The sequence below is a fragment of the Streptomyces sp. NBC_01381 genome, from assembly GCF_026340305.1.
Classification (GTDB): domain Bacteria; phylum Actinomycetota; class Actinomycetes; order Streptomycetales; family Streptomycetaceae; genus Streptomyces.
This window is the reverse complement of sequence record NZ_JAPEPI010000001.1, coordinates 2,266,214-2,292,434: the sequence shown is the minus strand read 5'-3', so window position 1 is coordinate 2,292,434 and position 26,221 is coordinate 2,266,214. Positions and strand designations below refer to the sequence as shown.

21 protein-coding genes are annotated in these 26,221 nt (G+C 71.9%); 14 read left to right on the top strand and 7 right to left on the bottom strand.

What is annotated here, in order from left to right:
• The first annotated feature begins 210 nt into the window (after positions 1-210).
• The 10 genes from OG453_RS10915 (at position 211) to OG453_RS10870 (ending at position 12,320) form a co-directional block, all read left to right on the top strand.
• Positions 211-618 carry a DUF3995 domain-containing protein gene (locus OG453_RS10915; protein WP_266866877.1) on the top strand — a complete coding sequence of 136 codons (408 nt, stop codon included), beginning with the start codon at positions 211-213 and terminating at the stop codon, positions 616-618.
• A gap of 49 nt (positions 619-667) precedes the next feature.
• Positions 668-1,108: an RNA polymerase sigma factor gene (locus OG453_RS10910; RefSeq protein WP_266869798.1), complete on the top strand. Its 441-nt coding sequence runs from the start codon at positions 668-670 to the stop codon at positions 1,106-1,108.
• Entirely contained in the window at positions 1,105-1,593 is a 489-nt protein-coding gene (locus OG453_RS10905) for a hypothetical protein (protein WP_266866875.1), read from the top strand. The genes OG453_RS10910 and OG453_RS10905 overlap by 4 nt, the downstream gene beginning before the upstream one ends.
• A gap of 207 nt (positions 1,594-1,800) precedes the next feature.
• Positions 1,801-3,273 (top strand): hypothetical protein, encoded by a 1,473-nt coding sequence (locus OG453_RS10900; protein WP_266869796.1) that lies wholly within the window; start codon positions 1,801-1,803, stop codon positions 3,271-3,273.
• Positions 3,274-3,290: 17 nt separating this feature from the next.
• Positions 3,291-4,295: a glutamate ABC transporter substrate-binding protein gene (locus OG453_RS10895; RefSeq protein WP_266866873.1), complete on the top strand. Its 1,005-nt coding sequence runs from the start codon at positions 3,291-3,293 to the stop codon at positions 4,293-4,295.
• Positions 4,296-4,334: 39 nt separating this feature from the next.
• Positions 4,335-5,651 (top strand): hypothetical protein, encoded by a 1,317-nt coding sequence (locus OG453_RS10890; protein ID WP_266866871.1) that lies wholly within the window; start codon positions 4,335-4,337, stop codon positions 5,649-5,651.
• Positions 5,648-8,197: a serine/threonine-protein kinase gene (locus OG453_RS10885; RefSeq protein WP_266866869.1), complete on the top strand. Its 2,550-nt coding sequence runs from the start codon at positions 5,648-5,650 to the stop codon at positions 8,195-8,197. Before OG453_RS10890 ends, OG453_RS10885 begins: the two co-directional genes overlap by 4 nt.
• 2 nt (positions 8,198-8,199) lie before the next feature.
• Positions 8,200-9,561: a protein phosphatase 2C domain-containing protein gene (locus OG453_RS10880; RefSeq protein ID WP_266866867.1), complete on the top strand. Its 1,362-nt coding sequence runs from the start codon at positions 8,200-8,202 to the stop codon at positions 9,559-9,561.
• 91 nt (positions 9,562-9,652) lie between these two features.
• Positions 9,653-10,996 carry a VWA domain-containing protein gene (locus tag OG453_RS10875; protein WP_266866866.1) on the top strand — a complete coding sequence of 448 codons (1,344 nt, stop codon included), beginning with the start codon at positions 9,653-9,655 and terminating at the stop codon, positions 10,994-10,996.
• Positions 10,997-11,096: 100 nt separating this feature from the next.
• Positions 11,097-12,320 (top strand): FHA domain-containing protein, encoded by a 1,224-nt coding sequence (locus OG453_RS10870; protein WP_266866864.1) that lies wholly within the window; start codon positions 11,097-11,099, stop codon positions 12,318-12,320.
• Positions 12,321-12,329: 9 nt separating this feature from the next.
• Here OG453_RS10870 and OG453_RS10865 read toward each other — a convergent pair whose 3' ends face one another.
• Positions 12,330-13,301, bottom strand: coding sequence for a methyltransferase domain-containing protein (locus OG453_RS10865; protein WP_266866862.1), 972 nt, complete (start codon positions 13,299-13,301; stop codon positions 12,330-12,332).
• Positions 13,302-13,402: 101 nt separating this feature from the next.
• On the opposite strand from OG453_RS10865, the gene OG453_RS10860 reads away from it, so the two are divergent.
• From OG453_RS10860 to OG453_RS10845, 4 genes are all read left to right on the top strand, one after another.
• Positions 13,403-13,816 (top strand): globin, encoded by a 414-nt coding sequence (locus tag OG453_RS10860; protein WP_266866860.1) that lies wholly within the window; start codon positions 13,403-13,405, stop codon positions 13,814-13,816.
• A gap of 145 nt (positions 13,817-13,961) precedes the next feature.
• The gene (locus OG453_RS10855) at positions 13,962-16,676 is read left to right on the top strand and encodes an ABC transporter permease (protein WP_266866858.1); all 2,715 of its coding nucleotides are present in this window, start codon (positions 13,962-13,964) and stop codon (positions 16,674-16,676) included.
• A 1-nt stretch (position 16,677) separates the two neighbouring features.
• On the top strand, positions 16,678-19,467 hold the full coding sequence (locus OG453_RS10850) for an FtsX-like permease family protein (protein ID WP_266866856.1): 2,790 nt from the start codon (positions 16,678-16,680) through the stop codon (positions 19,465-19,467).
• Positions 19,464-20,429 (top strand): ABC transporter ATP-binding protein, encoded by a 966-nt coding sequence (locus OG453_RS10845; protein WP_266866854.1) that lies wholly within the window; start codon positions 19,464-19,466, stop codon positions 20,427-20,429. The genes OG453_RS10850 and OG453_RS10845 overlap by 4 nt, the downstream gene beginning before the upstream one ends.
• A gap of 60 nt (positions 20,430-20,489) precedes the next feature.
• Here OG453_RS10845 and OG453_RS10840 read toward each other — a convergent pair whose 3' ends face one another.
• From OG453_RS10840 to OG453_RS10815, 6 genes are all read right to left on the bottom strand, one after another.
• Complete coding sequence (locus OG453_RS10840) at positions 20,490-21,155, bottom strand: hypothetical protein (RefSeq protein ID WP_266866852.1); 666 nt, start codon at positions 21,153-21,155, stop codon at positions 20,490-20,492.
• Complete coding sequence (locus tag OG453_RS10835) at positions 21,152-21,589, bottom strand: thioesterase family protein (protein ID WP_266866850.1); 438 nt, start codon at positions 21,587-21,589, stop codon at positions 21,152-21,154. Before OG453_RS10835 ends, OG453_RS10840 begins: the two co-directional genes overlap by 4 nt.
• Before the next feature lie 7 nt (positions 21,590-21,596).
• Positions 21,597-23,261 carry an energy-dependent translational throttle protein EttA gene (gene ettA / locus OG453_RS10830; protein ID WP_266866848.1) on the bottom strand — a complete coding sequence of 555 codons (1,665 nt, stop codon included), beginning with the start codon at positions 23,259-23,261 and terminating at the stop codon, positions 21,597-21,599.
• A gap of 180 nt (positions 23,262-23,441) precedes the next feature.
• Positions 23,442-23,849 (bottom strand): hypothetical protein, encoded by a 408-nt coding sequence (locus tag OG453_RS10825; protein ID WP_266866846.1) that lies wholly within the window; start codon positions 23,847-23,849, stop codon positions 23,442-23,444.
• Positions 23,850-24,052: 203 nt separating this feature from the next.
• Positions 24,053-25,498 carry a Cys-Gln thioester bond-forming surface protein gene (locus OG453_RS10820; RefSeq protein ID WP_266866844.1) on the bottom strand — a complete coding sequence of 482 codons (1,446 nt, stop codon included), beginning with the start codon at positions 25,496-25,498 and terminating at the stop codon, positions 24,053-24,055.
• Positions 25,499-25,800: 302 nt separating this feature from the next.
• Positions 25,801-26,220, bottom strand: coding sequence for a single-stranded DNA-binding protein (locus OG453_RS10815; protein ID WP_266866842.1), 420 nt, complete (start codon positions 26,218-26,220; stop codon positions 25,801-25,803).
• Between the last annotated feature and the right edge of the window lies 1 nt (position 26,221).

Sequence of the window (26,221 nt, the reverse complement as noted above, 5' to 3'; positions counted from 1 at the left end):
GGGAAAGGATCCGCCGCGAAGCGGCGGGCTTGAGCGGGGTCTGGGGCGCAGCCCCGGTACAGAGCCACGGGCGGGGTCCGGGGCGGAGCCCCGCTTTCGGGAAGGGGCGGGGTTGGGGAAAGAGAAGAAGCCCCGGGGGAACGAATCGCAGCCCCGGCTCCTCTGCAGGGTGACCGTCACTCATGACGTACGCCCCCGCAGGAGGCCCCCATGCCACGCCACCCCGCAGCCACCCTCATCGCCGCCGTCCTCACCACCGACGCCCTCCTCCACCTCTACTGGGCCACCGGCCAGACCTGGCCGGCGGCAAGCGAGCAGTCACTGTCGTACGCGGTGCTCGGCGCCGACGTCCCCTTCACCCCGCCCATCCTGATCCCCCTCGCCACCCTCCTCCTCACCGCCTCGGCCCTCGTCCTGGCGGGAAGCCGTCCCGGCACCCTCGCCGTCGCCGCGGGGCTCTCCCTGCGGACGCTCGCAGGCGTCTACTGGCTCTTCGCCAAGGAGACGGACACCGCCTTCTACTGGCTGAACCTGGGCCTCTACACGCCGCTCTGCGCCATCCTGTGCGCGGCGGCCGTACGCGTCGCCCGCAGGGAGGAAGCCGTACGTGTCCGATGAGGAGACAGCCCGCCTGGTCCGCGCGGCGCAACGCGGCGACACCCTCGCCATGGCGAGTCTGCTCGACCAACTCACTCCCTACGTAGGCCGCATCTGCGGATCCATCGCTCTGGAGCAGGGCCCGGACGCCGCCCAGGAGGCCCTGGTCGCCGTGTTCCGCGCCCTGCGCACCCTGAAGGAACCGGCCGCCCTGCACGGCTGGGTGCGGGCCATCGCCGTACGCGAGGCGGTCCGCCTGGCCAAGCGGGCGGCCCGCGCCGTACCGGCCGACCTCAGCACGCTCCCCACGCGCGGTGACCCCCAACTCGCCGCCGACATAAGGGACGTACTGGACCGGCTCTCCCCCGAGCACCGCGCGGTGCTCGTCCTGCGTGACGTGGAGGGCCTGGACGAACGCGCCGCCGCCGAGCTGCTCGGCATCCGCGTCGGCACCGTCAAGTCCCGGTTGCACCGGGCGCGCGACACCTTCCGGAAGGCGTGGACCTCATGACGAACCAACAGCCGGACCGAGGTTGGCCCGCCGCCGACCTGGACAACGTACGCAAACTGCACGTCCTCGCCGCCGGCATCCGAGGCGCGCACGTCACCGAGGGGTACGTCGACGCCCCGTTCGACCGCGTGCGGGCCCATCTCGCCGATCTGGAAGGTGATTTCGGGCGGATCGTCCCGGACATGCGGCGGCTGCGCGTCCTGCGTACGGACGGCGAGCACATCGAGGCCCTGGCCCGCAGCCGCTACGGCATGCGCGCCCTGCTGCGCGGCGTGCGCCGCCCCGGCTGGTGCTGGCTGCAGAGCAGGTTCCTGCTGATCGGTGTGGCGGCGGCGCCCGAAGGGGCGGGCACGCGGGTCGCGTTCACGGGCGGCGTACGGATTCCGGGACGCGCCGCGCTCGTGCCCATCGGGGTGCGGCGCGAGGGACGTGGGAGCCTGGAGCGGCTGAGCACATTGGCAGGGCAGGGAACCGAACTGTTCTGAATCGCGTATTCAAGGGCAGGGGTGGTGCGCGATCTTCGCGTTGCTCGAGGGACGGTCGTCCGGGCGGGCTGATCCGAACAAGATCCAGTCAAGGCCTGTGCGGATGTCAGTCCCTGCGGCAATACTTGCGGCCGTGCACTTCCTCCCGCGCCGCGCACGGCGGGCGGAGGTGACCGTCCGATGACCGAGGGGGAGGTCGAGGTCAAGGTGACATACCCGCCGAACGGCAGCGCCGCGCCGCCAGGGCAGGCAGCGCCGACGATGCCCGCCGTCCCGCCTCAAGCTGGCTCCGCGCACGCTGTGCCTGCCGCGCAGTCGACGGTTCCCGCGCCCCCGCGCAGGCCCGCGTGGGTCGAGGGCCGGGACCGGCTGCGCGCCGCCGCGACGACGGAACCGGGCAAGCTGCGCATCATCGGCGCCGTGCTCGCGCTGCTCGTCGTGGCGTTCGGCGCGGTCACCACCTGGCAGATGACCAGCCGTTCGGACGCCGCGAACAGCGTGCTCAACCGCAGCCAGCCGCTGAGCGCCGACGCCGCCGCCATCTACCGCTCCCTCGCGGACGCCAACACGGCGGCCTCCAGCGGCTTCCTGGCGGGCGGCCAGGAGCCTGCCGACGTCCGCGACCGGTACAACCGCGACATCAAGAGCGCCTCCGAGAAGCTGGCGACCGCCGCGTCGAACGCGGGCGCGGGCTCATCGGCGGCGACTTCGGTGAGCGAGCTGAACAAGCTGCTCCCGGAGTACACCGGCCTGATCGAGCGCGCCCGCGCGAGCAACCGCCAGGGCCTCCCGCTCGGCGGCGCCTATCTGCGGTACGCGAACGACAAGATGCAGAAGCAGATGCTCCCGGCCGCGGAGAAGCTCTACACCGCGGAGAACCAGCGGCTGAGCGCCGACTACGACGACGCGAAGCCCTACCCCTGGTTCGCCATCGCCCTCGGTCTGCTCGCGCTCGCCGCGCTCGTCTTGGCCCAGCGGCGCAACTACCGCCGGACGAACAGGGTGTTCAACCACGGCCTGGTCGCCGCGACGGCCGCCTCCGCGGTCGTGCTGCTCTGGCTCGTCGCCGGGCACACCTTCGCGCGGTCGGGGCTCAGCGATTCGTACGACCACGGCGTGAAGTCCCTGAACGTCCTGAACGACGCCCGCATCGACTCCCTCAAGGCCCGCGGCAACGAGAACCTGACCCTGGTCAGCCGGGGCGCCGAGACCGTCGAGGTCGGCTCGGGCGACGAGGTGGAGATCAAGGACAAGTTCGACGTCGACTACCAGGCGTCGATGAAGCGGCTCGGCACGGCCGAGAGCGGCCTGCTCGGCAAGGCCGTGGCCATCGCCGACGACGCCGCGGGCAAGAACCCCGTCAAGGACGCCGCGAAGAACGTGTCGGTCTGGAAGGACCGCCACAAGACCGCGCGGGACATCGACGACGCGGGCAACTACAAGGGCGCGCTCGACAAGATCGTCGGCGACAAGAAGGACGAGCCGACCGGCGAGTGCTTCGACAACGTCGACGACGCGCTTGAGGTCGCGCTCGCGCACGAGCAGCGCGAGTTCAAGCAGGCGGCCGATGACGGCAAGAGCGCGATGGCGGGCCTTCCGGTGGGTGCCGCCGTGCTCGCGGTGCTCGCGGCGGCCGGTGCCGTGCTCGGCATCGGGCGCAGGCTGTCGGAGTACCGGTGAGAGGGGGCGAGCGGACGATGCGTACGCGAGGACTCGCGAGGCTGCGCGGCTGGGGCGGAGCTGCCTCCATGGCGGTGGCCTGTGCCCTCACGGGCTCCCTCGTCCTTGTGCTGCCCGAGGCGGGCGGCGCGGCCGGGGACGGTGCCGGCCGCGCGGGCCACGGCTCGTCGGCGGCCGCTCCCGCGCGTGCCGAGGAGTGCGAGAAGCCGGAGGCCAGCCTGTCGCCGGACGACAAGGACGGCCCGACGATCGACGCGATCCGGGCCCGCAAGGTCAAGAAGCTGATCATCGGCGTCGACCAGAACAGCTACCGCTGGGGCTATCGCGACCCGAACAAGAAGACGGCGACGCTCGAAGGCTTCGACATCGACCTGGCGCACAAGATCGCCGAGGAGATCCTCGGCGACCGCGACGCCGTCCTGTTCCGCGCCATCCCGACCAACCAGCGCGTCAAGGCGATCCAGAGCGGCCAGGTCGACATGGTCGTACGGACGATGACGATCACCTGCGAGCGCGAGAAGGAAGTGGCCTTCTCCACCGCCTACTTCAAGACCGGCCAGCAGGTCCTCGCCCCCAAGTCCTCTGACATCACCGGGTTCGACGACTCGCTGGACGGCAAGAGGGTCTGCTCCGCGAAGGGTTCCACGGCGCTCACCAAGCTGGAGGAGCTCAAGAAGAAGGGCCTCGATGCCGACATCGGGACTACGGTTCCCAACCAACTCGACTGTCTGGTACGGCTCCAGCTCGGTGAGGTGGACGCCGTCGTGACGGACAGCGCGCTCGCCGCGAGCCAGGCCGCCCAGGACCCGACGGTCGAGCTGAAGGGCGACGCGCCGCTCAACACGGAGTACTACGGCGTGGCGATGAAGAAGCCGGAGAAGGGCGCGGACGACCTGGTGCGGCGGGTCAACCAGATCCTTGTGGACTACCGCAAGAGCGGCTGGCAGAAGTCGTACGACAACTGGCTCAAGCCGGCGCTCGGCGAATCGGCGGGACCGCCCGCACCGACGTACACCGACTGACCCCCAAGTGAACGGCAACGCAGAGCGGAGAGGTGATCGATGAGCGTCGCGGGACCCCCCGGTCCTGTGATGGACCGGGACGAGGTGGACCGTGCGCTGGCGCGGCTCGACGCCGAGCACGAGGCGATCGAGACCTCGCTCCTCGCCCTGCAGGATCACGCGGGCCGCCGCCTCCTGGAGGGTGCGGGCCTGACCGGCACCACCCAGGAGCGCTGGACGGCCACAGAGCGGCAGATCACCCTGCTCTGGGCGTACTTCGACGCGTACGCGGGTGCGCTGCGCACCGCCCGCGACATCCGGGCCCGCAGACGCTGGCCCAACCGTGACGACCTGACGGAGCTCACCGAGCTGCTGCGCGGGGAGAGCGTCACGGTCGCCGGCGGCGCCGCCCCCGCGCCGTCGTCGATCACCGGGCCCGCCAAGCTGACCGAACGCTTCACGCTCAGCGACCTGGTCGCGCGGATGAACGACCTGTACGCGCACTCGCTCGACATGGTCGTCGCCGCCGACGCGGTGTGGTCCGCGCTGCCCGCCCGGATCGACCTCCTGGCGGCGGAGCTGCACCGCACCCGCCAGCTCGCGCACTCCGTGGGCGTACGGCCCGGCGAGCATCCCGCGGGCGACGACCTGGAGCGGATCACCGCCGAGCTGACGCTGCTTCGCGAGCAGGTGGTGACCGATCCGCTGGCCTTCTGGCAGCCCGCGACGGGCAGTTCGGCCCCCGGCGGCGGCCGCCCGCACACCGAGCGGTACGACCGCGAGGCGCGCGCCCTGGAGGACGTACGCCGGGAGATCGACGCGGTGCTCACCGTCCGGCAGGACGCGGAGCTGCGGCTCGGCAGGCTGCGCGACGTGCTCTCCCGCGCGGACCGCACGCTCGCCGAGGCGCGGTCCGCGCGCGGGGAGGTCCTCGCCAAGATCGCCGCCTCCGAAGTGCCCGCCGTGAGCGGCCCGCCGACGGTGCTGCAGGAGCAGCTGGCCATGGCGTCCGACTACCGCAGGCACGCCCAGTGGCACCGGCTCTCCCCGCTCCTGGAGTCCCTTGAGCAGAAGGCCGAGGACGAACTGCTGCGTGCCCGCGAGTCGTTGACGGCCGTCACCCAGCCCCTCGCGGTCCGCGCCGAGCTGCGCGGCCGCCTCGACGCCTACAAGGCGAAGGTCGCCCGGCTCGGCCACGCGGAGGATCCGCTGCTCATCGAGCGGTACGACGCGGCGCGCCGGATGCTGTGGAGCGCGCCCTGCGATCTGCGCGTGGCCGAGCAGGCAGTCCTGCGCTTCCAGCAGGCGGCCGCCGAAGTCCTTGCACCGAGGGTCCCGCAACAGGGCGGTCCCACCGACCGGAGGGGGGAAGCATGAGCGAGCAGCGGAAGTGCCAGCGACCCGGATGCACAGGGTCGTACGAGGACATGGGCGGCGGCGAGCTGTACTGCGACACCTGTGGCCTGGCCCCGGTCGTCTCGCCGAACGGCATGGTGTCGTCGCCGCCGACCGGCCTCACCAGCGGCGGCAAGGGCTCCAACAGCAGCAGCTCCAGGTCGAGTTCGCGCGCATCGTCCCGTTCCTCGTCGCGCTCCCAGTCCTCGCGCCGTTCGGTTTCGGGGCGGCTCTCGCGCTCCCTGTCCGGCAGCCTTTCGTCCCGTTCGGTGTCGGTGCGCAGCTCAGGATCGGCGGCGGGCTCCTCGGGCCGCAGCAGGCTGGGCATGGGCCTGGTGCAGGTGCCCGAGGTGCCGCGCCCCGACCCGCGCCAGGCGGTGCAGGAGAACCCCGAGGTGCCCGAGCGGAAGCGGTTCTGCTCGCGCTCCGACTGCGGGGCGCCGGTGGGCCGCGCCCGCGGTGACCGGCCGGGCCGCACGGAGGGGTTCTGCACCAAGTGCGGCCACCCGTACTCGTTCGTGCCGAAGCTGAACCAGGGCGACATCGTGCACGGTCAGTACGAGGTCGTGGGCTGTCTGGCGCACGGCGGCCTCGGCTGGGTCTATCTCGCCATCGACCGCGCGGTCTCCGACCGCTGGGTGGTCCTCAAGGGCCTGCTCGACACGGGCGACCAGGACGCGATGGCCGCCGCGATCTCCGAGCGCCGCTTCCTCGCCGAGATCGAGCACTCGAACATCGTCCGCATCTACAACTTCGTCGAGCACCTCGACCAGCGCACGGGCTCCATGGACGGCTACATCGTCATGGAGTACGTCGGCGGAAAGTCCCTGAAGGAGATCGCCAACGGCCGCCGTACGGCGGAGGGAAAGCGCGATCCGCTGCCGGTGGAGCAGGCCTGCGCGTTCGGCATCGAGGCCCTCGAGGCGCTCGGACATCTGCACAGCCGCAATCTTCTGTACTGCGACTTCAAGGTCGACAACGCGATCCAGACCGAGGACCAGCTCAAGCTGATCGACATGGGCGCGGTCCGCCGGATGGACGACGAGGAATCGGCGATCTACGGCACGGTCGGCTATCAGGGCCCCGAAGTCGCGGAGGCGGGGCCCTCAGTGGCCTCGGACCTCTACACGGTGGCGCGCACCCTCGCGGTGCTCACCTTCGACTTCCAGGGCTATACGAACGTGTTCGTGGACTCCCTGCCGGACCCCGACAACATCGAGGTCTTCCGCAAGTACGAGTCGTTCTACCGCCTGTTGGTGCGCGCCACCGACCCGGACCCGGCCCGCAGGTTCGCCTCCGCGCAGGAGATGGCGGAGCAGCTCACGGGCGTCCTGCGGGAGGTCGTCGCGCTGCAGACGGGACGGCCCAGGCCCGCGCTCTCCACGCTGTTCGGGCCCGAAGTCAAGGTCACGGACACGGAGTTGTTCACCGAGCTCACCGGGGACGTGTCGAGCCTCGGGGCGCGTGCGCTGCCCACCGGGCGCCGCGAGCTCACCACGGGCAACGGCGGTCCGCCGCCGGTCCCGTCCGCGCCGCCCGCCCGCATCGTCCGCCACCTCGACGCGTCCGCGACGTCGCTCGCGCTTCCGGTGCCCCGCGTCGACCCGAACGACCCGAACGCCGGCTTCCTCGCCGGGCTCATGGCCTCCGCGCCCGCCGAGCTGATCACCGCTCTGCGGGCGGCGCCCGCCGACTCGGTGGAGCTGCGGCTGCGCGGCCTGCGCGCCCGGCTCTCCATGGGTGAACCGGATTCGGCCGCCCAGGCGTTGGCGGAGCTCGAGGTGCAGCATCCGGACGACTGGCGGGTGGTCTGGTACCGGGGCATCGCCTCACTGACGACCGGTGACCACGAGACGGCGGCGCTGTCCTTCGACGCCGTGTACGACGCGTTCCCCGGCGAGCCCGCGCCCAAGCTGGCCCTGGGCGTCTGTGCGGAGGTCCTTGGCCAGCTGGACAACGCGGCCGAGTACTACCGCCTGGTGTGGACCACCGACCCGAGCTATGTCAGCGCGGCGTTCGGCCTGGCCCGCGTACAGCTCGCGGCGGGCGACCGGCGGGGCGCCGTGAGCACCCTGGAGTCGGTGCCGGAGGCCTCGATCCACTACACGGCGGCCCGGGTGGCCGCGGTCCGGGCGCGGCTGCGGGCGCGACTGGCGGGGGACACCGCGCCGCCGCCCGGCGGCGCCCTGCTCGACTTCCTTGACGACCTGACGGCGGCCGCCGGGCAGGTGGAGGCCCTCGCGGGCTTCGGCCTCGACGCGGTGCGCAGGGAGCGTCTGTCGACCGAGGTCCTCGGCACGGCGCTGGACTGGGTACTCTCCGGTAGTCACTCTGGTCACGCCGCCGCGCCGCCAACGGCGTCGTCGGGCTCGCGGACCGTGCTCCTTGGCAGCGACCTGGACGAGCGCGGACTCCGCTTCGGCCTCGAGCGCTCGTACCGAACGCTTGCCCGGCTCGCCCAGGGTGGCGAGGAGAGGATCGAACTGGTGGAACGGGCCAACCGATTCCGCCCCCGGACGTGGGTGTGAAGATGTCGCAGATGCACCAGCAGACTGCCGGGGCCGCCGGTTCCACGTGCCCCGGCTGCGAAGAGCCGCTGGAGGCGGGTGACCTCTTCTGTGGCGCCTGCGGGTACGACCTGTCGGCGCAGCCGGTGGGCGCGGCCGACGGCGGCGACCATCCCACGATCGCGATCAACGGCGCTGCGCCACAAGCACCGCCGGCGCCCCGGGCGTCCGACGCCTCGTCCGCGGACTGGCCCGTCGCCCCGGACGTGGACAGCTCGGACATGCCGGTGCCCGCGCACCTGCCGACCGATCTGCCGGGCACGGACTCGGCGGGCGGGGAGCTCTCGGTGGACGCGCAGGTCGCCCCCGCCGAGCCGGACGAGTACCCGCTGCCCGCGCCGGGAGCCCGCCCGGAGCCCGAGCCCGCCGACCCCCGTACGGCGCTGCCGGAGCCGACGCCGCCGGCCGGCACCAAGCTCTGCGTGGCCTGCCGTTCGGGCCGTGTCGACCCGGACGGCTACTGCGAGAACTGCGGGCACGCCCAGCCCCGCGAGCGCGACCACATGGAGCAGGAGCTGGGCGCGGTCGCCGCGGTCAGCGACCGCGGTCTGCGCCACCACCGCAACGAGGACGCGTTCGCGATCTCGTCGGCCGCGCTGCCGGACGGTTCGCCCGCCGTCGTCGCGATCGTCTGCGACGGCGTCTCCTCGGCGACCCGCCCCGACGAGGCCTCCCTCGCCGCGTCGCGCGCGGCCAACGAGTCGCTGCTCGACGCGCTGCCGCGCGGCACGCATCCGCAGCAGGCCATGCACGACGCGATCCTCTCGGCGTCCGAGGCGGTCAACGCCCTTGCCGCGGAGCCCACTCAGGCCAGGGAGCACGCCCCGCACCAGAACGCGCCCGCGTGCACGCTCGTCGGCTCGATCGTCGCCGGCGGCCTGCTCGTCGTCGGCTGGGTCGGCGACAGCCGTGCCTACTGGGTCCCCGACGACCGCAGCGGCCCGACCGTCCGCCTCACCGAGGACGACTCGTGGGCCGCGCAGATGGTGGCGGCGGGTCTGATGAACGAGGCGGAGGCGTACGCGGACGAGCGCGCGCACGCCATCACGGGCTGGCTCGGCGCGGATGCGTACGAACTGGAGCCGCACACCGCTTCCTTCAAGCCGGACCGTGCGGGTGTAGTGGTGGTGTGCACGGACGGACTGTGGAACTACGCGGAGGGTGTGGAGGAGATGGCACGTGCCGTACCCGCCGATTCCGCCGAGCGGCCGCTGCACAGCGCCCAGGTCCTGGTCGGTCACGCGCTGGACGGCGGGGGCCACGACAACGTAACAGTGGCCATTCTGCCGTTCCGTGTCATGCCGCAAGGGGCAGGATCGGCCTAGAGCAGGCCCCGGCAACGGGCCTCGGGGCACACGCACTTGTCACCCACCGGCTTGGGGAAGCGGGTGGGACGTCTAGGGGGAGCAGGGATCCATGGCCAACTTCTCGAAGTCGAACGTGCCGCAGTTCTCGGTCGACGTGTATCAGAACGAGTACCTCCCGGAGGGCGGCCGCGAGGTCAACGCGATCGCCACGGTGACCTCGACGGGCGGTGGCACGGTCGGTTCCGCGGTCAGCGCCCCGCACCTGTACTCGGCGGGCCAGACCCCGGACGCGGCCGTGGCGATCATGGTCGACTGTTCAGGGTCGATGGACTATCCGCCGACGAAGATGCGCGGTGCCCGGGACGCGACGTCCGCCGCGATCGACGCCGTACGTGACGGAGTCCACTTCGCGGTGATCGGCGGCACGCATGTCGCCAAGGAGGTCTACCCGGGGGACGGCCGGCTCGCGGTCGCCGACGCGCGGACGCGGGGCGAGGCCAAGCAGGCGCTGCGCAAGCTCAGCGCGGGCGGCGGCACGGCGATCGGCACCTGGCTGTGCCTTGCCGACCGGCTGCTCGCCTCGGCCGACGTATCGATCCGGCACGGAATCCTGCTGACCGACGGCCGCAATGAACACGAGTCACCCGGGGACCTGAAGGCCGCGCTCGACTCCTGCGCCGGCCGCTTCACCTGCGACGCCCGCGGCGTCGGCACGGACTGGGAGGTGAAGGAGGTCACGGGCATCGCCTCCGCGCTGCTCGGCACGGCCGACATCGTCGCCGACCCCTCGGGTCTGTCCGCCGACTTCACGCAGATGATGGAGGCGGCGATGGGCAAGGAGGTCGCCGACGTCGGTCTGCGGCTGTGGACGCCGATGGGCGTGGAGATCAAGTTCGTCAAGCAAGTGGCGCCCACGGTCGAGGAGTTGACCGATCGCCGCACGGAGGCGGGACCCCGTGCCGGGGACTATCCCACCGGGTCCTGGGGCGACGAGTCCCGCGACTACCACATCTGTGTCGAGGTGCCGAACGCCGAGCTGGGCCAGGAGATGCTCGCGGCCCGCGTCTCGCTGATCGTGCCGCAGCCGGACGGCAGCGTGCAGACGCTGTCGCAGGGCCTAGTGCGGGCGGTGTGGACGGACGACATGGCCGCATCGACGTCGATCAATCCGCAGGTGGCGCACTACACGGGCCAGGCGGAACTGGCACAGGTGATCCAGCAGGGCCTCGATGCGCGCAAATCGGGAGATGTCGACGGAGCAACGGCCAAACTGGGCCGTGCCGTTCAGCTCGCGAGCGCTTCGGGGAACACGGACACCGCCAAGCTGCTTTCGAAGGTGGTCGACGTGGTGGATGCCGTGGCAGGTACTGTTCGATTGAAGGCGAGGGTCGCCGAGGCCGACGAGATGACTCTCGAGACGCGGTCCACGAAGACTGTTCGCGTGAAGAAGTAGCACCGCCAGTACTGAGCAATAGCCCAGTAACTCAACGTAGTAGCCCCACCAACAGCACGTACGGCCCTCGGGCCGGAGAAGGAGAGGGGGAAGCGCCGACATGCCGACCTGCCCGAACGGACACCAGTCGGGTTCCGACGACTGGTGCGAGGTCTGCGGTCACCGCATGGCCGGTGCCGTGCCGCCGCCTCCCCCGCCACCGCCCCCGGGCGCTCCCGGCTACGGCTATCCGCCGCCGGGCCCCGGCCAGGACCCCGGCTTCCCGCAGCCCGGCCCCGGACGCCCGCATCTGGCCGCCGTGCCGGACCAGGGTGCCGAGGCCGAGCTGTGCCCGCAGTGCCGCACGCCCCGCGAGGCGATGGCGCCGTTCTGCGAGGAGTGCCGCTGGAACTTCCTGACGAACACGGCGACCTCGTACACCCCGGCCGCCCCGCACCCGCCGGTGAACCCGGCCCAGCAGTTCCAGCAGCAGGGCCCGCCGGGACCCCCCGCGGGCACCCAGCCGGGTCAGGACCCCTTCGGGTACCAGGGCTCGCGGCCCTCGCAGATGAACCGCCCCGCCGAGCCGATCCCACCGTTCGGCAACGGCGGCAACGGCTCGGGTCAGGTCCCCCCGCCGTACGGCGGCGAGGCGCCCGTACCGCCGCCCTTCAACGGCGGCGACCCTTCCGGTCAGCCCCCGCAGCCGTTCCAGCAGCAGGGTCCGCCCGCGCCGCCCGCGTTCCCGCAGGAGACCGGCACCCCGCCGCCTCCGCAGGGACCCGGTGCTCCCGGCCCGTCGTTCGGCGACGACTGGGTGCTCCCGCCGCCCTCGTCGGCGGCCCCGCAGGCTCCCGAGCAGGGCGACTGGGGTCAGCAGGCTCCGCAGACGCAGCCGCCGCAGGGCTTCCAGTCGGTCCCCGGGCCCGGTGTCGGCACCGTCTCCTGGACGGCGACGATCGGCCCTGACCGCGAGTACTTCATGGCGATGATGCACCGCAGCGGCCCCGAGGCATCGGGCCTGAACCTGCCCGCGTACTCGCCCGAGCAGCAGCGTCCGCTGGTCGGCAACCAGATCACGATCGGCCGCCGCCGCCACTCCACGGGCGACACCCCGGACATCGACCTGTCGGTGCCGCCGGAGGACCCGGGGGTTTCGCACCAGCACGCGGTCCTGGTCCAGCAGCCGGACGGCACCTGGGCGGTCGTCGACCAGAACTCGACCAACGGCACGACGGTCAACAACGGCGAGGAGCCCATCCAGCCGTTCGTCCCCGTGCCGCTGCAGGACGGCGACCAGGTGCATGTGGGCGCCTGGACGACGATCACGATCAGGCACGGCTAGAGCACGGGATCAGAGCGGCCAGGCGTACGGCCCTTCGGGGTCGTCCAGCCAGGCCCACTCGTGCGGGCCGCTCACGCTGACGCCGTACCGCTCGCGCACCGGCCGGCCCTCGCGCTGCCACAGGGCAAGCGCCTCGTAAGGGTTGAGGGTGCCCGCGGTCAGCTCGAGCAAGAAGCGGAACAGCTCGTTCTGCAGGGCCCTGCGGGGCAGCCCGCCCAGCGGCTGCTCCTGCGGGGCCCTTGTGCTGCCGCCCCGCAGCGGCACGAAGTACGCGGGGGTGTGCAGGAAGCGCCCCTCGGCGTGCTCGGCGTCCCGCACCGTCAGCGTGATCAGACCGGTCGCGAGCGGCGCGAGAACGTGGGCGCCGGGCCTGCACTGGGCGAGCCAGGCGCGCGGCACCGAGCTCAGGGTGCAGGTCGCGATGATCCGGTCGTACGGGGCGCGCTCGGGGCAGCCCGCGGCACCGTCGCCGGTGACCACGGCCGGGTGGTAGCCGGCGGTCGCCAGATGCCGCCGTGCGGACTCGGTGATCTCCGGGTCGAGATCGACGGTGGTGATGTGCTCATCGCCAAGGCGGTGGGCGAGCAGGGCGGCGTTGTAGCCGGTGCCCGCGCCGATCTCCAGGACGTCGCAGCCGTCCGGCGGCAGCGCGAGCTCCGCCAGCATCTTCGCCATCAGGGAGGGCTGGCTGCTGGACGAGAGCAGCTCTCCGTCGCGTACGCGGGTGGCGAGCGGGGCGTCCGCGTACGCGCCGTCCAGCCAGCGCGCCCTGCGCAGGGGGTCGGGGTCCTCGCCCCAGAGACGTTCATAGCCGCCGCCCGTCGCCGCCACGTAGTAGTACGGCACGAACAGATGGCGCGGGACCTGTGTGAACGCCGTCAGCAGCGCCGGATCCCCGGCGCAGGCACCGCTCGCCTCGATCTCGCGCACCAACGCGGCCCTGGCCCGCGCGGCGAGCGGGGTTTCGGCTTCGGATCCCATACAGCAACTGTGCTGCCGTACGGCCCGCGATGCGAGCGGCAGGGGCCCTCCGCGATGGTCAGGACCTAAGTCTTCCGTACTCGGCCGCCCCGTCTGAGAGCATGGACCATGTGAATGAGATCCCGCGCGGCACGCTTCAGGAGCAGACCTTCTACGAACAGGTCGGCGGCGAGGAGACCTTCAGGCGCCTGGTGCACCTCTTCTACCAGGGGGTTTCGGAGGACCCGCTGCTGCGGCCGATGTACCCGGAGGAGGATCTGGGCCCGGCCGAGGAGCGTCTCGCGCTGTTCCTGATGCAGTACTGGGGCGGCCCGCGCACCTACAGCGACAACCGCGGCCACCCCCGGCTGCGGATGCGGCACGCCCCGTTCACCGTCGACCGGGCCGCGCACGACGCTTGGCTGAAGCACATGCGGGCCGCCGTCGAGGAGCTGAAGCTCTCCGAGGAGCACGAGCGGACGCTGTGGAACTACCTGACGTACGCGGCGGCGTCCATGGTCAACTCCGAGGGCTGAGCCCCGGCCTGAATCCGGTGTTCTGACCGGATCCGGCCCTCTCTGACCCCTTCCGCAACTGCCTGCCCTCTGAAAGCATCCGTTCAGACTTTCGGGGGACGTACGGCGTACAGCGCGGGGCACGGGGCACGGGGGGCGACCGGGTGTGACGGGGTTCATATTTCTGCGCGTGCGCGCGCACCGGCTGCTGCTGGCCGCCGCGCTGCTCGCCGTGCTCCTCACCACGGCGGTCCTCGCCACCCTCACCGCGTTCTCCGGCTCGATCGGCGACGCGGCACTGCGGCACAGTCTCCGCACCCGCTCCGCGGCGCAGGCCTCGCTCGTCGTGGGGGCCCAAGTACCGCCCGGCGCACGGGAGTCGGCGGACCGGGCGGTGCGCGAGGGCGCGCGGCGCACCTTCGACGGGCTGCCGGTGGGCCTTCGCTCGCTGGCCCGTTCGGGGCCGTACGCGCTGCCGGGCACCGCGCGGCAGGGCGGCGACCCCGACCTCACGCACTTCGCGGCGCTCGACCGCTCCAGGATCCGCCTGACGAAGGGGAGTTGGCCCTCCTCGTACGCAAAGGGCGGCCCGGTCGAGGTCGCGCTCCCCGAGGCCGCCGCCGCCCGGCTGAAGCTCGGCCCCGGCTCCGCCCCGCTCACCCTCACCGACCGGCTGACCGGGCCGAAGGTCACCGTCGAGGTGACCGGCGTGTACCGCCCCGCCGATCCCACGGAGCCGTACTGGCAGCTGGACGAGCTGGGCGGCCGCGGGGTGCGCGAGAGCGTCTTCCTGACGTATGGACCTCTGCTCGCCGATCCGACGGCGCTGGGGGAGGTCTCGGCGGGCCGTACGCAGTGGCTGGCGACGGCGGATTTCCGCGGGGTGACCACGGAGCGGGTCGGCGACTTGCGTTCGGCGGCCGCCGACGGACCCGCCGCGCTCGCCAAGTCGGCGTCCCTGGGCGGCAGTCCGAGCGCGAGCACCGCGCTGCCCGAGGTGCTCGACCGGGCCGAGCGCGCGCTGCTCGTGTCCCGTTCGACGCTCCTGATCGTCGCCCTTCAGCTGATCATGCTCGCCGGGTACGCGCTGCTGCTCGTGGCCCGGCTGCTCGGCACGGAGCGCGGCGGTGAGACGGCGCTGCTCATCGCGCGCGGCGGCTCGCGCGGCAAGGTCGCCTGGCTCGCCACGGTCGAGGCCCTGCTGCTCGCCCTGCCCGCCGCGGTGCTCGCGCCGCTGCTCGCGGGCCCGCTGACCGGGCTGCTCGCGGGGCACGGCGCACTGGCGAGGACGGGGGTGCGGCTCGACACGTCGACGGGCACATCGACGGGTACGGAGGTGTGGCTGATCGGCGTGGCCACGGCCCTGGGCTGTGCGCTCGCGGTGGTCGCGCCCGCCCTCGCGTCGAGCACCGGGCCGCTGCGGCGCGCCCGGTCGGCGGCGCTGCCCGCCCCGCTGCGGGCAGGCGCCGACGTGGGGCTCCTGGTGATCGCGGCGGTGGCGTATTGGCAGCTGGACAGCAGGACGTCCGGTGCGGGCGCGCTGAGCGGTGACGGCGCGGGCGGCCTCGGCATCGATCCGCTGCTCGTGGCCGCGCCCGCGCTCGCCCTCCTGGCCGGCACGGTCGTGACGCTGCGGCTGCTGCCGCCCGCCGCACGCCTCGCCGAGCGCAGGGCGGCGCGGGGGCGCGGGCTTCCGGGTGCCCTTGCCGGCTGGCAGCTGAGCCGCAGGCCGTTGCGGGGCGCGGGGCCCGTGCTGCTCCTGGTGCTCGCGGTGGCGCTGGGCCTCCTCGCGATCGGCCAGGGGGCCTCTTGGGACCGCTCGCAGGAGGACCAGGCGGACTTCCGGGCCGGTACGCAGCTCAGGGTGCTCGCCAGTCGCGTACCGGAGAAGGAGCAGGCCGAGGTGTACGCGTCGCTTCCGGGCGTCCGTGATGCCGCTCCCGCCGCGCGCTCCACGATGGACCTCGCCGACGACCGGCAGGCGACGGTGCTCGCGCTCGACGGTGCGCGGGCGCTGCCGGGCCTGCTGATCAGGGAGGACCGCACCGACCGTGCGGCGCTGGCCGAAGCCCTGCGGTCCGGGAAGACGGGGGCGGTCGCCACCGAGCAGTTCCTGCGCTCCAGCGGGGCGGCCGTGGGCTCCCGGGTCGATGTGCCGGTGACCGGCGGCTCGTTGCGGGTGACCATCGTCGAGGCGGTGCCGGAGCTGCCGACGACCGATGCGGCCGATCCCGGGACCGACGGGGGCGCGCTGCTCCTGGACCTGCCGGGCGTGAACGCGGTGCTCCAGGCGGACGGCGGGAAGCCGCTCACCCCCACCGAGTGGTGGCTCACCACCCGCCCCGGCGCCTCCGCCGACGCGGCCGCCGCCCTGCGCGCCCGCCCCGACATCGACCCCGAACAGGTCCTGGTCCGCGACGAGATCGCCGCGGAGCTGCGCGACGACCCGCTGGGCGCGGGCCCCCAGTCGGCGCTGCTCGCCGTGGCGGTGGCGGCGGCCCTGCTCGCGGCGGTGGGCTTCGCGGTGAGCGCGGCGGGGTCGCTGCGCGAGCGCTCGGCGGAGTTCGCGGTCCTGCGCGCACTGGGCGCACCGCGCCGCCAGCTGGCCCGCATGATCGCGGCGGAGCAGGGCTTCCTCCTGGCCGTCGCCCTGCTGGTCGGCGTGGCCATCGGCGCGGTCCTGACGCGGGCCGTGGTCCCCCTGATCGTGCTCACCGGAGACGCGGCACGGCCGGTGCCCCCGGTCCTGGTGGAACTGCCGCTCCCCCAGGCGGCCACGCTCCTCGCGGCCATCGCGGCCGTCCCCTTCGCGATCATCGCCGCCCTGTCCGTGAGCCGCGGCGACCCGAAGGTGTCACTGCGCCACGAGGGAGGCAACTGACATGCGCCGCAAAGACCTTCCCTTCCTCCCCTTGCTCCCCATGCGCCCCGTGCCCCCCGTCGCCCCTTGGACCCGCACCCGGCTCCGCGCCGCACCCGCGCCCGCCGTCGCGCTCGCCCTGCTGGTGTTCGCCACCGCGTTCCTCGCCGCCGTCTTCCCACGCGCGGTCGACGCGTACGAGAGCGAAGGGGTACGCAGCGCGATCACCGACGCCGGGGCTACGCGCGCCGGCATCGAACTCACCGCGCCCGCGCCCGGACTTGATTGGGATCAGCCGGAGCGCGGGGACGCGATGCGGGACTCGGTCCTGCGCGGGCAGTACCGCAAGGTCGTGGCGGCCATGCCCCCGCCGATCCGGGTGGACGGCGCGCAATCCACGTACGGCGTCAGAACCGTCAAGCCACCCGCGGGACTTGACCGTTCCCTGCCTCAACCGTACGAGATCCCGCCGCAGTTCACGCTGGCCGCCCAGTCCGGCGTCGACGCGCACGCGCGCGTGCGTGACGGCCGGCTGCCGAAGGCGGACGTGACGGCGGACAGCCGCGAGGTCGAGGCAGCGGTGACGGTCCAGACGGCCCGCGTCATGAAGTTCAGGCCCGGTTCGACCGTCCGTATCGACTCCCTGACCGGCGAGCGCGTGACCGTACGGATCACCGGGATCGTCGAGCCGCGGCACCCCGAGTCCGCCTACTGGTCCTACGATCCGGTCCTGCGCACCCCGTCCCTGATCGACGTACCGGGCAACAACTCCCAGTCGCCGAAGAAGCGTTGGCACGCCGCCCTGCTCCTCGCGCCCGGCGCGGGCGCCTTCCTGCCCGCCGTCGACCAGGTCCCGCAGCAGTACTGGCGCGTCGCCCCCGACTTCGCCGCCCTGACCGCCCGCGACCTGCCGGCCCTGAAGAAGCGCATCGCCTCCCTCGAAGCGGGGCCGCTCCGCACCGAACTGCGCCGCTTCGCCGGCCCGGACGCCCTGGCCTCCACCGAGCTCGACAAGGTCCTCACCGGGTACGAGGGGCTGCGCGGCGCCGTGTCGCCGATCGTCGCGGTGGCCGCGTACGGAGTCGGCGGGGTCGCCGCCGTCGTCCTCCTGATGACCTGCTCCCTGGCCGCCGTACGACGCCACGACGAGCTCGCGCTCCTGCGCTCCCGCGGCGGCTCCGTGCGCGGCATCGCGGGGCGGCTGCTCGCCGAGACATCGGTGGTCGCGGTGCCCGCCGCCGCGCTGGGGCTGCTGCTCGCGGTGCTCGTCGTGCCGGACGCGCCCGCCTTGCCTTCGGTGGCCGCGGCCGCCGGGGTGTGCGTGCTCGGCTGTGCCGCGCTGCCGGTGCGTGCGGCGTTCACGCACCGCAGGCCGCGTGCGCACGAGGGCCGCGACGATCTCCTGACGGCCCGGCCGTCGCGCCGCCGCACGGTGGCCGAACTGGTGCTGCTCGTCCTGGCCGTGGGCGCGGTGGTGACCCTGCGGCGGTCCGGGACCGGCGGTGACTCGGCGGGCGGCGCCCTGGTCAGCGCGGCGCCCCTCCTCGTCGGCGGTATCGCCGCGCTTCTTCTCGTACGTCTGTACCCGCTGCCCCTGCGGCTTCTCACCCGCCCGCTCGCCCGCCGCCGCGGCGCCCTCGGCTTCCTGTCGATGGCCAGCGCGGGCCGCGCGTCCGCCACCCAGGCGCTGCCGCTGCTCGGCCTGTTGCTCGCCCTGACGACGGCGGCGTTCGGCGGCTCCGTCCTGACCGGGGTCGCCGATGCCCGTGACCGCACGGCGCTGCTTGCCGTCGGCGCGGACGTGCGCGTGGACCGCGGCAACGGCACGCTGCCCGCGTCGCTCGCCGCGGAGATCCGCCGGACGCCGGGCGTCGGCGAGGTCACGTCCGTCCACATCGACTGGTACCTGCGGCTGCCGGACCAGTCGACGGTCCCGTTGGTCGCGGTCGACCCGGCGGCCTACTCCCGGCTGACCCGTTCGACGGGCCTCGGGCCGTTCGGCGAGGCCGAGTTGGCGGCGGGCGGTGACTCCCGCGCCGTGCTTCCCGCCGTCGCGTCGCCCGAGGTGGCCCGGCGGCTCGGCAAGGGCCCGCACTCCTTCCGTACGCCCGCCGGGAGCTTCCGGGCGGCGGTCGGTGCCGTCCGGAACAGCACTCCGGCGCTCCCGTCGGGCAGCGCGTTCCTGCTGATCGACCGGCGGCATCTCGAACGGCCGCCGAGCACCGCGCTGTTGGCGACGGGCGCCTCGGGGCAGCGGATCGACACGGCGGCGCTCGGCAGGTCGGCGCGGGCCGCGGGTGACGGCGTCGAGGCGCACTTCCGCACCGCCGAACGCGCCGAACTCACCGACTCGCCCCTCCAGTCGGGCGCCGAGCGCATCTACGGGGCGGCGGTCGCGGCGGGCGCCGGATACGCCGTACTGGCCGTGCTCCTTGCCCTGCTGCACTCCGCACCGCGACGCGCCGCGCTCCTCGCCAGGCTGCGCACGATGGGCCTGAGCACGGGGCAGGGGCGCCGGCTCCTGGTCCTGGAGTCCCTGCCGCAGGCGCTGCTCGCGGCGTGCGGCGGTGCGCTGGTGGGATGGGCGGCGATCGGCCTCCTGTCACCGGGCATCGACCTGGCCCGCGTCGCCCTCGCGGCAGGCGGCCCGCTTTCCGGGCTCGGCGACATGACGCTGCGGGCGGATCCCTGGTCACTGCTGCTGCCCGCCGCGGGTGTGGTGTTCCTGACGGCGGGCGTCGCCTTCGTACAGGCCTGGTGGACGTCGCGGCGCACGACCGCCACCGAACTGAGAACGGGAGACACCCGATGACGACCAACACATCCCCCGCGTCGCTCGCCGACCTGGAGGCGCGGGCCACCGCCCACCGCGACCGGCCCGCCTACGGCCATGACGCCCTGATCACCTGCGACCGACTGGTCCGCGTCTTCTCCACGGACGGCGTCGAGGTGCAGGCGCTACAGGGGCTCGATCTCCTGGTCCGCGAGGGCGAGTTGATGGCCCTGGTCGGCGCGTCGGGCAGCGGCAAATCGACGCTGATGAACATCCTCGCCGGACTCGACGAGCCGACCGCGGGCGCGGCGCGGGTGGCGGGCCGCGACCTCCTCACGATGGGCGCGAAGGAACGCCTCGGCTACCGCAGGGACGTGGTCGGCTTCGTATGGCAGCAGACGGGACGCAATCTGCTGCCATACCTGACGGCGGCTCAGAATGTGGCACTGCCGATGCAGTTGCGGGGCGGCGGCGGCTTTGGCCGTCGAGCCCGGAAGGCTCAACGGGCCATGGAACTCCTGGAGTTGCTGGACGTGGCGGACTGCAGAGACCGGCACCCACGGCAACTGTCCGGCGGCCAGCAGCAACGCGTGGCGATCGCGGTGGCCCTCGCCAACAACCCCTCGGTCCTCCTCGCCGACGAGCCCACCGGAGAACTGGACTCACACACCGCCGAGCAGATCTTCGCGGCCTTCCGCACGGCGAACGAACACCTGGGCACCACGATCGTCATCGTCACCCACGACCAGGCCGTGGCCTCAGAGGTCCGCCGCACGGTCGCCATCCGGGACGGCCGCACATCGACGGAGGTCCTGCGCCGCACAGAGGTGGACGAGACCACGGGCCAGGAATCAGTGATCTCCCGCGAATACGCCATGCTGGACCGCGCGGGCCGCCTGCAGCTCCCGGCGGATTACACAGAAGCCTTGGGAATGCGGGACAGGGTGGCCCTGGAACTGGAACGTGACCACATCGGCGTATGGCCGGACGGCGACAACTGACGGCTGCCGGCGTTGTGCCCCACTGCCGAGCACCGCTCAAGCAAGGGGCCCAGCAACGCCCTACACCGGCGAGACGGAAAGCCCCCCGACACCGGCCCGCCGCACAGCCACAGACCCATAAGACGTACGCAACCGAAGCCAAGCCCCGCTGGACAGCAGGTCCAGCGACTCCCCCCGCAAAAAGCCCAAGGCCTGCGCCGCATGCGCGGCCCGCACAGGAAGCCCCGTATCCCCAATGGACCGGGACCAAATCTCCCGCCCCACCTGATCCAGCTCGGCCCGAACCCGCCGCTCCGCCGGCAGCTCCTCCACCCGAGCCTTGAATTCAGCGACGGCGGCAGCAACAAGCCCCCGCAGCTCACCCATCCCCGGCAGCCCCGCCTCCGACCGCCAGCCCCCGCGAGGCGGAAGCACCCCGGCCCACGGCGGCCCCGTGACGGCCTCCGGCACACCCGCGGAACCCGCGGGATCCACGGACTCCAGAAGCTCACCCGCGGAGACAGTGACATCCATCGAGGTGTCGAGCCCGTACTCGTACGGCTTGGCAAGCCGCGCCGTACGAATCGCAAGCACCTCGAACGACGGCGGCCGCCCGAACACGGCGAGGGTCTCCCCCGCCGCCTGCAGCCGCACCGCCGCGGCCTTGTCGTAGTGGATCAGCCGCGCCAGAAAGGCGGCGAGGTCCGCCGCCTCCCCGGCATCGGCGAAGTGCAGCTGCGCCGTCATGCGACGAGCGCCTCCGCACCACCGGCACTGTCGTCCATGTACCCCTCGAGCACCGCACGCTCCTCGGCGGTGATCCGCCGGGGCCGCTGCGCCTCCAGGTTGAACGGGACGACGATCGTCGAGGCCCGCACATACACCTGCTCGGGGTCCTTGACCTCGTACGCGATGGTGAGCGAGGCAGCGCCTATCTTCGTCACCCACGACTCGATGGTCACCGGCGAGTGCCGGTGGACCAACGGCCGTACGTAGTCGATCTCATGACGGGCCACGACGGACCCGCCCGAGAACGACGGGCTGCCGTCCCCCGGTGCGAGCCGGAACATGAAGTCGATCCGCGCCTCTTCCAAGTACCGCAGGAAGACAGCGTTGTTGACGTGCCCGAAGGCATCCATGTCCGACCACCGGAGGGGGCAGCTGTAGATATGCCGACTCATGTCAGTCTCAGCCCCGGGTGAGCTTCTTGTACGTGGCACGGTGCGGGCGAGTGGCGTCCGCACCCAGGCGGTCGATCTTGTTCTTCTCGTACGACTCGAAGTTGCCCTCGAACCAGTACCACTTGGAGTCACCCTCGTAGGCGAGGATGTGCGTGGCGACCCTGTCGAGGAACCACCGGTCGTGGGAAATGACCACAGCCGCACCCGGGAACTCCAGGAGCGCGTTCTCGAGCGAGGACAAGGTCTCGACGTCCAGGTCGTTCGTCGGCTCGTCGAGGAGGAGCAGGTTGCCGCCCTCCTTGAGGGTCAGCGCCAGGTTGAGACGGTTGCGCTCACCACCGGAGAGCACCCCGGCAGGCTTCTGCTGGTCAGGCCCCTTGAAACCAAAGGCACTGACATACGCCCGCGAGGGCATCTCAACCTGCCCGACATTGATGTAGTCGAGCTCATCGCTCACCACGGCCCACAACGTCTTCTTCGGGTCGATGTTGGCGCGCCCCTGGTCGACGTACGAAACCTTGACCGTGTCGCCGACCTTGATGCTGCCGGAGTCCGGAGTCTCCAGGCCCTGGATCATCTTGAACAGCGTGGTCTTGCCCGCACCGTTCGGACCGATGATGCCGACGATGCCGTTGCGAGGCAGCGAGAAGCTCAAATCGTCGACGAGCACCTTGTCGCCAAAGGCCTTCGACAGATTCTCGACCTCGACGACGATCGATCCCAGCCGCGGACCCGGCGGAATCTGGATCTCCTCAAAGTCCAGCTTCCGCATCTTGTCGGCCTCGGCGGCCATCTCCTCGTAGCGCGCCAGACGCGCCTTGGACTTGGCCTGACGCCCCTTGGCGTTGGACCGCACCCACTCGAGCTCTTCCTTGAGCCGCTTGGCGCGCTTCTCGTCCTTGCGGCCCTCGACCTTGAGACGCGCGGCCTTCTTCTCCAGGTACGTGGAGTAGTTGCCCTCGTACGGGTGGGCGCGGCCGCGGTCGAGCTCGAGGATCCACTCGGCGACGTTGTCGAGGAAGTACCGGTCGTGGGTGACCGCGACGACGGCACCGGCGTACTTCGCGAGGTGCTGCTCCAGCCAGTTCACCGACTCGGCGTCGAGGTGGTTGGTGGGCTCGTCGAGGAGGAGCAGGTCGGGCGCCTCGATGAGGAGCTTGCAGAGCGCGACGCGGCGCTTCTCGCCACCGGAGAGGTTGGTGACGGGCCAGTCGCCGGGCGGGCAGCCGAGCGCGTCCATGGCCTGCTCGAGCTGGGCATCAAGATCCCACGCATTGGCGTGATCGAGATCCTCCTGAAGCTTGCCCATCTCTTCCATGAGCGCGTCGGAGTAGTCGGTCGCCATGAGCTCGGCGACCTCGTTGAAGCGCTTGAGCTTGCCCATGATCTCGGCGGCGCCGTCCTGGACGTTCTCCAGAACGGTCTTCGACTCGTCCAGGTGCGGCTCCTGCATGAGGATGCCGACGCTGTAGCCGGGCGAAAGGAACGCGTCACCGTTGGACGGCTGCTCGAGCCCGGCCATGATCTTCAGCACCGTGGACTTACCGGCGCCGTTGGGGCCCACGACACCGATCTTCGCGCCAGGAAGGAAGCTCAAGGTGACGTCATCGAGGATCACCTTGTCGCCGTGCGCCTTGCGCGTCTTGCGCATGGTGTAGATGTACTCAGCCAAGAGAAACCGTCCGGCAATCAGTGAGTGGGCAGATACACCCCATCTTGCCTGACGGCCACCTCCCGGAGGAAACCAGTACTGGGCGAGGGCCGTGACCTGGACGTTCCTGACACGCGACGGTGAGCGAAGTGTCACCGTCTGTCGTTATCGGTCCGTCCGGTCCCGGCCCGCCCGTTCCCGTCACGCAGCGTCGATGGCGGTGGTGATCTTGCGGGTCATGTCGGTCATGGTGGGGCTGGGGCCGCCCTTGCGGGCCTGGGTGGCCGTTTCGAGGGCGACGGTGATGATGGCGCGGAAGTTGTCGGCCTCGGCCGGGTCCTGCTTCTTGAGGAGGGTCGTGGCTGCCGTCAGGGCGGGCAGGACCGTGTCGGCGAGTTCGGCCACCGACTTGCCGCCGAGGTCACCGACCTTGGAGTTCTCGGCGAGGACGTAGCCGACGGGGCCCGTCGCTGAGGCCAGGGCTATGGAGCCCTGGGTGGCGATCTTGTGGGGGGAGCCGGCTGCGTCGGCGGCGGCCAGGAGCGAGATGGCTCCGTAGGCGGCGGTGCGGAGGGTGAGCTTGTCCTGGTCGGTGAGGGTGATGGACATGGTGTGTGCTCCTTGGGTTGGGCAGGCCCTGCTGGCGTTCCCGGCGGGTGCTTGCCGTTGTTGATGAGCAAGACTCTGCCGGGGGGTCCTGACACCACGCCCACAGCGCGCTGACAGCTGCTGACAGGGGGACTCTGCCGCTGTCAGCAGGCAACGCAAAGGGCGCGTCGCCATGCTTGCGACGCGCCCCGACTGCCCTGCGTTTACTGCTCGTCGGTCGGCGCCTGTGCCGGGGCCTTCTTCTTGCGCAGGAGGAACATCGCCGCGCCGCCCAGCACCACCATGACCACCGCTATCCCGGCGATCATCGGCGTCGCGCTGGAGCCGCCGGTCGCCGCGAGGTCGTCGCCGCCCGTGCCGCCGCCCGCCGACGCGGGGCTCGGGTCGGGGAGGGGCTGGGTCTTGTTGCCGATCGTGCTGCCCTCGGTACGGCAGTCGAGTACGCCCTTGAAGCGCTTCTCGAAGCCGTTCGGCCCCTTGATCGTGAAGTCGTAGGGCTGGTCCTCCTGCAGCGGGATCGTCACCGTCCGCGATGTACCCGCCTCGATGGTGTGCTTGAAGCCCATGAGGCGGAAGGTGAACGGCTGGTCGCCCTTGTTGCTCGCCGTGATGTCCACGCCGCTCTTGGCGCAGTTCTTCTCCGCCGACAGAGCGGGTATCGCGCCCTTCTTGGCCCAGGACGCGCTCGCCGTCGCGGAGACCGTGGACTGGCTGGAGCCCGCCAGGATCTGCGTCTGGCTCCTGGTCTCGGAGGCGAAGGCCCTGCCGACCGGCACCGTGGTCGTCGCCTGGACGGTGAGCGCCGCCGAGCCGTCCGGGGTGCCCTTGGGGACGTCGAAGAACAGCTGGCTGCCGTTGGCCGCGGACGTGACGGGCTTGCCGTTCTTGCCGACGATCTTGACGCCGCTGACCGCGGAGTCGGCGGGCGGTGTCACGGACACGGCGTCCGCGTCGGTGCGCACGGTGACCGGGCCGAGGCGCTCCCCCGCGCGCCCGGAGACCGCGGGCGGGTCGAGCGTCAGGGAGGCCCTGGGCTCCGCCGTGGCGCGGGCGCTCTTGTAGAGGTAGTCCGCGAGCTTCTCGGCCTGCGGGTCGAGCGCGTCCACGTCGGCGCCGTCCGAGTAGCGCCAGATCGCCACCTGGGTGCCGGCCGCCGCCGACTGCTCGGTGAGCGCCCGCGCGCCGGCCTTTCGCGCGAGCGCGGCGAGGTCGTTCACCTGCGGGTAGGAGTTCTGCAGGATCCAGCGGATCCGGCCCGCGTCCTTGTTGCCGTTCAGCGAAGTGCCGCTCCAGGGGGTCTCCTGGTACTTGGCGTCCTTCTGCGTCGGGTTGTGGATGTCGATGCAGTAGCTCTGCAGGGTGCCGCCGCCGTCCACCGACATCTCGAAGAGTCCGGCGGGGACCTGCTGGCTCGTGCCGCCGTCACGGATGACGGCCTGGTCGTACGTCTGGAGCCCGCCCAGCGTCGCGGTGGCGCCCCCCTGGTGCTGCGGGACCTCGTCCGCGGCGGCCGCACCCGCACCGGCTATCGCGCCCGCCGCCAGGAGCCCGGTCGCCAAGGTCAGCGCGGCGACGCGGGACGTGCCCCGTCTGCGCGACGGCTCGGTGCACGCGGAGCCCGCAGAGAAAACAGAACGCGCAAAAGACACAGAATTCCCCTCCGGACGGGACCCGTTCACATCGAGGGGGGTGGTCCCGCCAGCCGGTTGAAAGGGGCAGAATCACCTGCCACCTGCGTGGCATCCACTGCCAACTGCCCCGTGAGCTACGTCCGGCATCCTAGGTACGCGGCAGACCACGATCCCCAGTAGTGCCATTCGATAACCGATCCGAATCGGAATCGTTATCGCCAACACCCCTGCTGGGCTGGGCTTATCGACAAATCAACGGCACCCATTCGCCGATAAGCCGCACATCGGTCGCCCATCTCGACCCCGGCACTGACGGACCATCACCCCACCGGTTCGGGCTCCGCCTCGCGCGCCGACGCCGGATCCGTGAGCGCCGGGTTCGCCTTGAGCACGCGCCGGAACGCCGCCGTGCCGCGCGAGAGATCGTGGCCGACGGTCGTCGCGTCGATGTCCGCCGACGTCCAGTGCTGACCGCCCCGCTCCTCGTCGCGCACCTTCAACCTCCCCTGCACGACGACCGGTTCACCGATCGTCAGGGACGCCTGCACATTCGTCCCGAGCGATCGCCTGGCCCACACCGTGAAGAAGTTGGTATGCCCGTCGGCCCAGACTTTCTGCACGGCGTCGTAGTGCCGCGAGGTCACCGCGAGCCGGAACCGTGACACCGGCCCAGAGGCCAGTTCCCGGAACACGGGCGTCGTCGCGACATTCCCCACCACCGTCACCAAGGTCTCGTTCATG

Excerpts from the sequence above, each read along its gene's own strand:
- OG453_RS10850 (WP_266866856.1), top strand. The coding sequence starts at position 16,678 with ATGCGCCGCAAAGACCTTCCCTTCCTCCCCTTGCTCCCCATGCGCCCC.
- OG453_RS10875 (WP_266866866.1), top strand. The coding sequence starts at position 9,653 with ATGGCCAACTTCTCGAAGTCGAACGTGCCGCAGTTCTCGGTCGACGTG.
- OG453_RS10915 (WP_266866877.1), top strand. The coding sequence starts at position 211 with ATGCCACGCCACCCCGCAGCCACCCTCATCGCCGCCGTCCTCACCACC.
- OG453_RS10865 (WP_266866862.1), bottom strand. The coding sequence starts at position 13,301 with ATGGGATCCGAAGCCGAAACCCCGCTCGCCGCGCGGGCCAGGGCCGCG.
- OG453_RS10860 (WP_266866860.1), top strand. The coding sequence starts at position 13,403 with ATGGACCATGTGAATGAGATCCCGCGCGGCACGCTTCAGGAGCAGACC.
- OG453_RS10840 (WP_266866852.1), bottom strand. The coding sequence starts at position 21,155 with ATGACGGCGCAGCTGCACTTCGCCGATGCCGGGGAGGCGGCGGACCTC.
- OG453_RS10835 (WP_266866850.1), bottom strand. The coding sequence starts at position 21,589 with ATGAGTCGGCATATCTACAGCTGCCCCCTCCGGTGGTCGGACATGGAT.
- OG453_RS10885 (WP_266866869.1), top strand. The coding sequence starts at position 5,648 with ATGAGCGAGCAGCGGAAGTGCCAGCGACCCGGATGCACAGGGTCGTAC.
- OG453_RS10825 (WP_266866846.1), bottom strand. The coding sequence starts at position 23,849 with ATGTCCATCACCCTCACCGACCAGGACAAGCTCACCCTCCGCACCGCC.
- OG453_RS10905 (WP_266866875.1), top strand. The coding sequence starts at position 1,105 with ATGACGAACCAACAGCCGGACCGAGGTTGGCCCGCCGCCGACCTGGAC.
- OG453_RS10845 (WP_266866854.1), top strand. The coding sequence starts at position 19,464 with ATGACGACCAACACATCCCCCGCGTCGCTCGCCGACCTGGAGGCGCGG.
- OG453_RS10870 (WP_266866864.1), top strand. The coding sequence starts at position 11,097 with ATGCCGACCTGCCCGAACGGACACCAGTCGGGTTCCGACGACTGGTGC.
- OG453_RS10910 (WP_266869798.1), top strand. The coding sequence starts at position 668 with ATGGCGAGTCTGCTCGACCAACTCACTCCCTACGTAGGCCGCATCTGC.
- OG453_RS10815 (WP_266866842.1), bottom strand. The coding sequence starts at position 26,220 with ATGAACGAGACCTTGGTGACGGTGGTGGGGAATGTCGCGACGACGCCC.
- OG453_RS10895 (WP_266866873.1), top strand. The coding sequence starts at position 3,291 with ATGCGTACGCGAGGACTCGCGAGGCTGCGCGGCTGGGGCGGAGCTGCC.
- OG453_RS10890 (WP_266866871.1), top strand. The coding sequence starts at position 4,335 with ATGAGCGTCGCGGGACCCCCCGGTCCTGTGATGGACCGGGACGAGGTG.
- OG453_RS10880 (WP_266866867.1), top strand. The coding sequence starts at position 8,200 with ATGTCGCAGATGCACCAGCAGACTGCCGGGGCCGCCGGTTCCACGTGC.